Origin of the sequence: Sphingobacterium sp. JB170 (assembly GCF_900163865.1) — a bacterium.
Taxonomy (GTDB): domain Bacteria; phylum Bacteroidota; class Bacteroidia; order Sphingobacteriales; family Sphingobacteriaceae; genus Sphingobacterium.
The window spans coordinates 1-8,619 of sequence record NZ_FUKU01000058.1 but is presented as its reverse complement, the minus strand read 5'-3'; the positions used below and the strand labels follow the sequence as shown (position 1 = coordinate 8,619).

General features: G+C 35.8%; 11 protein-coding genes and 2 pseudogenes. 1 reads left to right on the top strand and 12 read right to left on the bottom strand.

All coding sequences use genetic code 11. The annotated features are described in order from the left end of the window. Positions 1 to 120 precede the first annotated feature (120 nt). The 12 genes and pseudogenes from FM107_RS20110 to FM107_RS15565 all read right to left on the bottom strand — a co-directional run bounded on the left by FM107_RS20110 (position 121) and on the right by FM107_RS15565 (position 7,857). On the bottom strand, positions 121 to 276 hold the full coding sequence (locus FM107_RS20110) for a DUF3387 domain-containing protein (protein ID WP_218779024.1): 156 nt from the start codon (positions 274 to 276) through the stop codon (positions 121 to 123). Positions 277 to 408: 132 nt separating this feature from the next. Further along, on the bottom strand, positions 409 to 621 hold the full coding sequence (locus FM107_RS15610; RefSeq protein ID WP_086949423.1) for a hypothetical protein: 213 nt from the start codon (positions 619 to 621) through the stop codon (positions 409 to 411). Positions 622 to 639: 18 nt separating this feature from the next. Continuing rightward, positions 640 to 912 (bottom strand): annotated as a pseudogene (locus tag FM107_RS15605) (nucleotidyl transferase AbiEii/AbiGii toxin family protein); the annotation flags it as partial. A gap of 34 nt (positions 913 to 946) precedes the next feature. Continuing rightward, positions 947 to 1,300 (bottom strand): DUF3024 domain-containing protein, encoded by a 354-nt coding sequence (locus FM107_RS15600; RefSeq protein ID WP_218779023.1) that lies wholly within the window; start codon positions 1,298 to 1,300, stop codon positions 947 to 949. Further along, entirely contained in the window at positions 1,300 to 1,662 is a 363-nt protein-coding gene (locus tag FM107_RS19780; protein ID WP_218779022.1) for a hypothetical protein, read from the bottom strand. Before FM107_RS19780 ends, FM107_RS15600 begins: the two co-directional genes overlap by 1 nt. Before the next feature lie 63 nt (positions 1,663 to 1,725). Further along, positions 1,726 to 1,929, bottom strand: a complete 204-nt coding sequence (locus FM107_RS19775; protein WP_218779021.1) for a metallophosphoesterase — start codon at positions 1,927 to 1,929, stop codon at positions 1,726 to 1,728. 76 nt (positions 1,930 to 2,005) lie between these two features. Then, the gene (locus tag FM107_RS15590) at positions 2,006 to 2,425 is read right to left on the bottom strand and encodes a phage integrase SAM-like domain-containing protein (RefSeq protein WP_086949421.1); all 420 of its coding nucleotides are present in this window, start codon (positions 2,423 to 2,425) and stop codon (positions 2,006 to 2,008) included. A 363-nt stretch (positions 2,426 to 2,788) separates the two neighbouring features. Continuing rightward, positions 2,789 to 4,003, bottom strand: a complete 1,215-nt coding sequence (locus FM107_RS15585; RefSeq protein WP_086949420.1) for an ATP-binding protein — start codon at positions 4,001 to 4,003, stop codon at positions 2,789 to 2,791. A gap of 88 nt (positions 4,004 to 4,091) precedes the next feature. After that, a pseudogene (locus FM107_RS20280) lies at positions 4,092 to 4,277 on the bottom strand (DUF6088 family protein); the annotation flags it as partial. A gap of 524 nt (positions 4,278 to 4,801) precedes the next feature. Then, entirely contained in the window at positions 4,802 to 5,626 is an 825-nt protein-coding gene (locus FM107_RS15580; RefSeq protein WP_086949419.1) for an IS3 family transposase, read from the bottom strand. After that, positions 5,623 to 5,916, bottom strand: a complete 294-nt coding sequence (locus FM107_RS15575) for a transposase (protein ID WP_086949424.1) — start codon at positions 5,914 to 5,916, stop codon at positions 5,623 to 5,625. Before FM107_RS15575 ends, FM107_RS15580 begins: the two co-directional genes overlap by 4 nt. Before the next feature lie 829 nt (positions 5,917 to 6,745). After that, a protein-coding gene (locus FM107_RS15565; protein ID WP_086949417.1) for an IS3 family transposase occupies positions 6,746 to 7,857 on the bottom strand; the annotation gives its coding sequence in 2 pieces (ribosomal slippage) (positions 6,746 to 7,602 and positions 7,602 to 7,857; 1,113 coding nt in all). A 325-nt stretch (positions 7,858 to 8,182) separates the two neighbouring features. On the opposite strand from FM107_RS15565, the gene FM107_RS15560 reads away from it, so the two are divergent. Further along, positions 8,183 to 8,461 (top strand): transposase, encoded by a 279-nt coding sequence (locus tag FM107_RS15560; RefSeq protein ID WP_086949416.1) that lies wholly within the window; start codon positions 8,183 to 8,185, stop codon positions 8,459 to 8,461. Positions 8,462 to 8,619: the final 158 nt, after the last annotated feature.

The following is an 8,619-nucleotide window of genomic DNA, read 5'->3' as shown; positions in this document are numbered from 1 at the left end:
AATCCCTGCTGTATTAATCCACCGCCATTTTTTTCTTTGTTTAGGACGCTACTGATTTAACATTTTAAAATATCTTGAACATAGTCAAAACCACATTATCTCTCCAAAACGATTGTTATTTCAATCAAAACTGACTTTTTTTTCTGGAAATAACGAACATACAATAAGTAACTCTAAATAAGACCTATTCTTTTTAAAATTCTCAGTTTGTTCTAATACATTCTTATACACATCATCCTGTGTGATTGGAGGATAACCGTATTGATGTAATTTCACGATAATATCATCTTAAGTTGAGCTTTGATATCGTCTCGGTCACTCCAATCTGGGTATTTTGCTGTGTTTTCAACAATTATTTTTATTCACAATTTGAATTAATATGATCGCTAGCTTTCTCCTTAAAATTACCTAGGAAAGGTCTCTTTGCCTTAATATTATTTTTAAGACCATATTTCCCTGTGCATAATCTGCTTTACGGACAGCTAGTATATTCTCAGCGAGTTCAAGATTTTCTTTGTTATTTTTTCTTTCACTAGCTAGTTTAGGTTTTTCAAATTGATAGAGTTTTAAATACTCAAAATCTCTAAGATGAGTGCGTTTTCCATCATCACCCACTGCCATGCCTTTATAAAATTCTATTTAAAGACTAATCATTCCGCTCCTGGTTAATCGATCCGTCCTAATCCTGTCTACAGGTTTTGAAAACTCTTCGTGCAATAGAAGTACCTTCTCGATAAACGTACGTGTAGGAATAACCACCTGGACATCAAATGAAGGCTCAGTAAAATCAAGATCACTATAATGATGGTCAAGAAATGATATTACAGATTTCTTTTCAAAAGGTTCGGTTAATGATCTCGCACCCATTTCCAAAAGAACCCGCTGCAGAATATAAACATTATCCGTTGGAACAAAGGTTCGGTAATTTCCTTTTTTGTAGCGTTAATCACCCGAAAAAACAGCCATAGCCGTCATGATCAATTTCATCCAGCAATAATTGGAGGTTTGTATTTTCAGGTTTCGGCTCATAAGCCTCCCATTTACCCGATCCGCGCATCCAATAGAGTTTCCAGATGTTAGAAGACCTCACAAAGCGAAGCTTTGCAAACGGAAATTCTAAAATATTCGTTGGATCATTCCATTGTGGTCTAATCTCAAACAGTAAAGCCGTTTGCCCATCCCACGAATAACCAAAATCCAATTGTTTACGCACCTCTTCATCTTTCGGCCGCTTAGAATCTACAAAGCTCTTTAACTGAACATCAACCATAGAAATAGTTTCTTTTTTATCCATCATCATTACAAATCTAAAATTATTGACTTATTCTTCATCTCATACCAATCATCTAAAACACTGGCATTGATAAATGTTGTTTCTCCCTTCGTAAAACTACCAAAATCCTCGTGTATGTGTCCAAAAATATGAAACTTAGGTTTGACATGATAAACACGTAAAAGCAATTCTTCACAACCTGTACGCTTTCCATAAACCGTTTCATCTAAAATGCCGAAAGGTGGTCCATGTGTAATCAGAACGTCTGTGTCGTCAGGTACCAAATCCGAATATTTCTTTATTTCATCTCCACGTTGTCGATTAAAAGCCCAATTATTGAACCATGGTGTAATTGGCGATCCCCAAAACTGAACCCCATTGATTTTCATGCCAGAATCATTTAGGTAAATTACCCCCTCAGAAATTATGCTATTTACCGCATCAGGATCTACTTACTCAAAAAAGAAATCATGATTTCTTGCAATAAATATTTTATGCGGATGCTTTTGCTCCGCAAACCATTCCAAAAATTCTATGGTCTGTTCTTTTGTTCCGCCGCGGCTTACATCCCCAGCATGGATAAGAACATCTCCTTCGGGTAATGGTTGTAAATCACAATGCTTACCGTGTGTATCCGAAATAGCTACAATTTGCATGTCCAAATTTATGGATTATACATTTTAAGGCAACTAAAAAAGTCTACTTCATCCGTAAATTCGTATATTTATAGCATTAAAAAGTCTCATCTACTTGAGACATCAAGCATTGTCCTTTGGTATAATCTTCTAAATAATTATAGGTAGATAGCCAGTTATCGTAATTTCCTTTTGATGTATACCGTTTCTTGACAATACTTTTAAAATAAGCCAGAAAATCAAGATCCTTGCTGGAGATAAATGGCATATTAAGTGTCTGTCCAAGCAGATCCATCTGCCATTCACTTTCTATTTCCTTAGCCTTAACCACGGTAAACTTATTATGTTCCCGTTCGATCTTGTTGTTTGGCTTTTCAAACAAATAAAGATCTAGGAATTTTCGACGGGTTTCTTTCTTTTTCTTTTCGTCGTAAATCGGTGGATAGATATCCAAATATAGGCTGGTTCTACCGGATTTGTTCTTTTGTTCTCGTAGGGTAACTCTGTAAGATTTCATGATAGTAATAAATTAAAATTTGGACGTCATGTACGTGGCTTAATCATAAAATACAAACCACGTACAAAACCATTAAAAATGCATCGTTTCAAAACTAATGCAACAAACAATAAAGCATCGAAAATATTTCATTTTCAATGCTTTATATTTATTTACTAATATCTAGTTTTATCCAGTTATACGCAACTACTTTCCGATACAATAATTAATAACAAACTGATATTAAACACGTTATGCTGAATCAGAAATTAGCAGAGATGTGCAGTTATTTAGCAGAAAATAAGTTTTCAATATCGGCAATAACTTCATCTATACCTTGCTGAATATAAGATACTTATATTACCTTATAAGCCTACGTTGAAATCATTCCTTTCTAATAAAATACTTATATGCGGGAATCATTTCAATTGTTAGACCGTCTTTTTCGAATATATCTTCTTGGTTCAGGGTAACTATGAAACCATGATTGACTTTGAAATAATGTAATGCTGCTACTAGCCCACTATATTCGCGTTCAAAATTGAAGTCGTCTATAGTATAGCATACTTGTATGGCTTGGACGATTTTGCCTTTTTCAAAGACTACAAAATCACATTCTCCTTTTTCTGCAAAATAATAGATTGTACTATAGGTTCTCCTTAAATGAAGATAGACCATGTTCTCTAGTTTGCGACCAAGGTCTTCAGTAAACGATGTCGAAACGACGTTGATCAATCCGGTATCCATTACGTATATTTTCTTCGGATTCCGGGCTTGCACTTTTATTGAATAATCGAAGCGTGGTACAAATTCTACTAAATAAGCGTCCTTGAAATAATTAAAGTATTCTAAGATGGTTGTGCTGGATTTGATCCCGAATAAGCCTGTTAATTTATTGGCCGAAACTAATACACCAACGTTTGAAATTAAATAAATAGCTAGTTGTTTCAATGAATCGATATCACGTACGGAATGTCGAACGGAGATGTCACGTACCAAAATATCGTCCATCAGACTGCCGAGAATAAGGGCTTGTCCGCTTTTTACGTATTCGGGCATTCCGCCAGTAACTAGATAATCTTTTAATGATTCTTGATCTGCCTCGGTTTCTTTATAGGTGATGAATTCACGATATGAAAAAGGAAATAATTCCATGGAAAGATGTCGCCCAGTAAGGTGGGTTCCTAGCTCTTTGCTTAATAATGATGCATTGGAGCCCGTTACGAATACGGTGTATCCTTCTCTTAAGAGTTGGTTAACGAATATTTCCCATTTATCTACGATTTGAATTTCATCAAAAAATAATACACGGATGCTTCGTTTATCGATTTCTTGTTGCAAGCGTATAAAGTCCTCTATGTTAAAAGCGACTAATCGAATGTCTTCAAAATTTAAATAAATGACTTCGGTGTACTTTGACTTTAGGAGTTGCAACAATAAAGTACTCTTCCCACATCTTCTGATTCCTGTAATTATAGTTGCATAATTATCCACTATAGGGACGTTTTGCAATGCTTCCCGGATTATTAAATCCTGTTTGTCGAGAAATACGCGTTGCTGCGCGTCGATAACTACACTTAATTGTTCTTGCCTCATCATTTCACTCGAGTCTTAATGACTTCAAATATAGGGATATGGAACGAATAATGCAACTTCATCCATCAGCAATGACCAAAGTCAATCATTACTAATGGATAAAGTACCCATTAGTAATGATTGACTTTTCTCGTTTAGCAATTTCTTCGATATTAGGACATGGTGTACTCAACAAATAATCCTTCTTTGGTTTGCTATAAATACCATGAGCTAACCTTTCGATAAGTCCATCATTCTCCATACAGAAAAGTGTCAATAGAATATTCTCGGGAGTTCCATAGTTTTTAAATCATCGGCAAAAAACAATTCGCCACCTAAAAACTTTACTTTCTATCTTACTTCTAGCTGTTTATGACATTTATTACTCTGGTATGCTGTAATAAATTTAGTAAATATTTGTTACAGCATACCAGAGTATTTTTAATAAGATTGAGGCGGTTTGTAAGAAATTAAATTAAGCTCATAAAAACAGATATACAGCTCAATTACTCCTTTAAATGAGCTACAAAACGAGCCTCATTGAGCTATAAAAAAACCTTTGAAACGAATTTACTTACCAATACAGAATCTAAAAAAGTCTTTATTAATGGTGGATTATGGAGATCAAGGTATACAAAAGTAGTACAGTAATCTCCAAATTATTCTTAAATTCTTACGCATTGAACATCAATTCAGTGTTAAATTAAAAAAACGTTCTATTTGTAAATTCCTAATTCATCTATTTTTACAATTTCATAAATGAAGGGGATATGTAAAATACCTCGACATCACTAGACCACTATTGATCATTTCTTAGTTGAATTAGGCTGCCATTTTATATCTGTTGATTGGCTTGGTTCTATCAATTCCCTGGTGTGCCCTGTAGTGGTATTTTTCAATCCATTTCTTAATTCTAGTAAATAGACCGACACCTGATGTCGCCGGATTCAAGTAGATATGCTGATACTTTATTGTTCTCCAGAACCGTTCAATATAGATGTTATCCAGCGCCCGGCCTTTGCCATCCATGCTGATCTGTATTTGCTGGTCTTTGAGATAATCTATGTATTCCTTGCAAGTAAATTGGCTTCCCTGATCGCTGTTGAGTATCATAGGTTTACCGTGATCCCGAATAGCCTCTTTGACTACCCTCAGAGAGGAATCGGCATCCAGAGAGTTACTTAGTCCCCATCCAACAATATAGCGGCTGTAAACATCAATAATTGCGGTTAAGTACATAAATCCCTTGGCCATTGGTATGTAAGTGATATCGATCTCCCATACCTGATTACTATGCGTTATGGCGAGATTCCGAAGCAAATAAGGGTGAATATAGTCGTTCCTTTTCCATTGCGTTAAATGCCTTCGGGGATAGATAGGTTTAATGTTAGCCAGCCTCATAAGGCGTCTTACACGTTCATAACCAGCGTTAATTCCCCGATCCTGCAACATGGACTGCATGGTCAGGACCCCCGCAGTAGGTTCTTCCAGGATATGCCTGTCCATGATCTCAATGATCTCCAAGTTCTGCTGAGGCTCGCCTTTCGGTTCATAGTATAATCCGGAGCGGTTTATTTCCAGAATTTCACATTGTTTACGGATACTCAGACCGTGATTCTTGTCAATAAAAAGCTTTGAATCAATCATAGACCTAACTTGGCTAAACTTTTTTTTAAAAAATCTTTCTCCATTTGCAATTCCCCAATTTTGGAGTAGAGCTTATCCACATCAACCTCATGATCGGATTTCAATGCTTTGGGCTTTTGCTCAAAAACTAGCGCCGAGTTCTCTAAAAACTCATGCTTCCATTGTGATATCTGATTGGGGTGCAAATCAAACTTAATAGCCAGTTCCGAAAGGGTTTGCTGCTCTTTCAAAGCCTCAACAGCAACCTTTGCTTTGAATGAGGAATCGAATTTTCTTCTGCTTCTTTTCATAATTTTCACTTGATTAAAATTAAACATTTTTTTAATTAGTCAAGTGGTCTGAATTTGCGGGGGTATTATAGTGTGAGATTTTTTTTTGAATTTATTTTTATTTTATCATCTTCCATTTTTATCATCTTAAATTTAGTAATAATGAATTTGTACCAAAATAAAATCCTAAATTTTATTAGTCTTTTCGACCACAGGGAGAAAAGCAAGAAGGGAATAAAGTAATAATGAAACTGCGAAGCAGGGTTATTAGTACTTTTTTCCACTACTTGACCTCTCTTTTAACCTACATTTTAAGTCAAATATAGATAAAAGATTTAATGCAGAAAGAAATAAAATTGAGTTGTATCGTAAAGGCACAACTGGAAGAATGGAAGTTGTATCGTAAAGGCACAACTTTAAAAATTGAGTTGTGTCGTAAATGCACAACTTTAAAAATTGAGTTGTATCGTAAAGGCACAACTGGAAGAATGGAAGTTGTGTCGTAAATGCACAACTTTAAAATTTGAGTTGTATCACATATGCACAACTGGAAGAATGGAAGTTGTATCGTAAAGGCACAACTTTAAAAATTGAGTTGTGTCGTAAATGCACAACTTTAAAAATTGAGTTGTATCGTAAAGGCACAACTGGAAGAATGGAAGTTGTGTCGTAAATGCACAACTTTAAAATTTGAGTTGTATCACATATGCACAACTGGAAGAATGGAAGTTGTATCGTAAAGGCACAACTTTAAAAATTGAGTTGTTGTTGTAAGCTCCCCATTTTCAGTACGCTTCAAAAGTAGAATTTTTTCTTGAATTTTTGACCTCCCCCCGATATATGGAACAATCTAAAATAGAGAAATTTGCATGTTTTGACTGTTTTCAATGAACTCGTTTGGCGTTAAATTCCCCAATGAGCTATGGGGTCTGTAACTGTTATAATCCTCTTTCCAGACATCTAGCTTTTGCTGTGCATCTTCCAGCGATAAGAACCAATTCACATTGAGGCATTCATCTCTTAATGATCCGTTAAAACTCTCTATAAATGCATTATCTGTTGGCTTTCCCGGCCTGGAGAATTCCAGTTCTATTTTCCTTTCATAAGCCCATCTGTCCAATGCTTTACTGATAAACTCCGGTCCGTTATCAATCTTAATCCGCTTGGGATAGGCTTGCTGCTCAAAGGTAACATTTTTTAATATTTCAGCAACATCTTCTCCTTTAATGGAAATTCCGGAATGAAGCACCAAGGATTTACGGCTATAATTATCCACTAAAGTTAAGACCCTGAATTTCTTGCCGTCAAACAGGGCATCGCTCATAAAATCCATGCTCCAGCACTCATGTAAACTAGAAGCAATGCCATTGGTAGGAACCCGGGAGCGTGCAGATTTTATTCTTTTGTTCCGTTTTCTCCTTAGGTTCAAACCTTCCTCACAATAGATTCTGTAGATCCTTTTATGATTGTCCTTCCATCCTTCCCGTCTCAGAAGAATATGTAAACGCTGCACGCCATACCGAACACGAATGTTGGAAAGTTCTATGAGTCGCATCCTCAGAGCCTTATCATCTCTCCGATGTGGATGGTAATAATAAACACTAGGCTGTAAAAACACCAAACGACAGCTTCTTCGCTGAGAAACCCGGTAATCCTGCTGTATCCCTTTCGCCAGTTCACGCCTCTGAACCGGCTTTAGAACTTTTTTTTCAGAACATCCTGAAGAATCTGCTTATCTAAACTTAGGTCCGCTACCAGCTTTTTGAGTTGGCTGTTCTCTTCTTCCAGCTGGCGCAAGCTGCGAAGTTCCGTTATGCCCAAGCCTCCGAATTTTTTTTTCCAATTGTAAAAAGTTGCCTCGCTGATACCCATTTTGCGACATACTTCTTCCACTTTTACTCCCGTCTCGGATTGCTTCAAGGCGAAGACAATCTGACTTTCTGTAAATCTGCTTTTTTTCATTTGATTTTTCTTGTATTAAAGTTAATTACTTTATCGAAAAATCTCTACTTTTAGGTGTTACGGTTTTGTGGGAGAAGGTCAATTGCAATTCATTTTGTAAATGTTTTTTTTCTTTTCAAATCCAAAAAATAGAATTATGGAGATAATATCCAATTTTAACTACAAAATGTATTAAAATAAAAATTTGAAAATCAAGCACTTAAAAGCAGTGGTAAAAAAATATATTATCCACATTTATTAGTATCTGTAATAATATTATAAACATTAATATGATACTCCCTAAAAACTGGACAACTGTATTAAATGTTTAAATTAGCAGTTGAAAATGAAAAGAGAACGCAGAAAATTTAGTGCAAGCTTCAAGGCCAAAGTAGCTATCGAAGCGATTAAAGAAAAAGAAACGATCCTAGAATTGGCTTCTAAGTATGAACTCCACCCTACGCAGATTAACACCTGGAAGAAGGAGTTTCTGTCGAATGCAGAAGCCGTTTTTACCACAGAACGATCTGTAGATAAAGATGATTCTAAGGAAAAGGATCTTTACTCCAAGATTGGGGAGCTTCAGGTACAAGTTGATTTCTTAAAAAAGGTCTTGGGCAAATGAGTCGAGAAGATAAACGCCAGCTTATTTGTCCGTCATTCAAAAATTTGAGCGTCTATAAGCAATGCCAAGTAATAGATCTGCCGCGAAGCAGTTACTACTTTAAGCCACAGGGACTTTCTTTGTTCAATCTTCGGATCATGGAAGCTATTGACCGAAAA